1 pseudogene is annotated in these 1061 nt (G+C 66.4%); it reads left to right on the top strand.

Annotation, left to right across the window (positions count from 1 at the left end):
- Positions 1-263: 263 nt before the first annotated feature.
- A pseudogene (locus tag WEA77_RS04485) lies at positions 264-1061 on the top strand (glucose-6-phosphate isomerase); the annotation flags it as partial.

Here is a 1061-nt window from a genome sequence, read left to right as displayed (position 1 = left end):
TGTTGACGTGCGGCTTCGTACGCTCAAACTTTGCCTTGCCCATAGGGCCTCTCCTCTTTCCGGGTCTGCGCCCGGACTGCCGGACGAGGTTTAACCAATATCTTGCCAGGCCGCCTGCCTGCTGATCGCGCCTCATACCCATGTCGCCACCGGGATTCAAGCGGGCTTGTGACACTCTCGAGGCCTTATTCGCAGGGCCTTGCCGCAGGGTCCGGGTAAGCCGATAACGCGCGCTGACCCCCTGAACCGCTGCGGAGCCTGCCTTGAGAGACGAACTGCAAACACAGGCCGCCCGTCTCGAAGGGGCTTCGCTGCGTGATCTGGCGGCGGCGCGGGCGCCGGCCCCTGCCCTGACAGCGGCAGGCTGGAAGGTCAGCCTGGCGCGGCATTACCTCGATACGGCCGCCGAAGCGGCGCTGCTGAAGCATGGCGCCGAGGCGGGACTTGATGCGGCAGCGCAGCGTCTGTTCGGCGGCGAGATCGTCAACCCATCCGAAGGCCGGCCGGCGCTGCACTGGGCGCTGCGGGCAGGATCTGCGCTGACGGGCGAAGCCGAGGCGGTGCGCCAGGGCGTGCTGCCGGCGCTGGATTTTGCCGGGAAAGTCCGGTCGGGCGAGGTTCGCACGGCGGGCGGCGGACGGTTCAAGGCGGTGGTGCATATCGGGATCGGGGGATCGGATTTCGGACCCCGCCTTGTGGCGGACGCGTTCGAGGACCTTGCCGACCGCGCGATCACGCTACGCTTTGCGGCCAATGTCGATCCGTTCGACCTTGACCGGGCGCTGGTGGGGCTTGACCCGAAATCGACGCTGGTGATCGGTGTGTCGAAATCGTTCGGCACGGAAGAAACACTGTATAATGTTAACCGCGCGCGGCTCTGGCTCCAGGGCACGCTGGGTGACAAGGCGAACCAGCATCTGGCGTTGGTGACGGCGAACCCGGACAAGGCGAAGGCCTGGCTCGGTGGGCGCGAAGCGCACCTGTTCGACATGCCGCTGTCGGTGGGGGGAAGGTTCTCGTTCTGGTCGGCGGCGTCACTGGCCTGGATGATCTCGCTGGGT

The organism is Hyphomonas sp. (assembly GCF_040882205.1).
In the GTDB taxonomy this organism is placed as follows: Bacteria; Pseudomonadota; Alphaproteobacteria; order Caulobacterales; family Hyphomonadaceae; genus Hyphomonas.
Note: the sequence above shows the minus strand (reverse complement) of the source record. Positions and strands in the feature narration are given on the sequence as shown.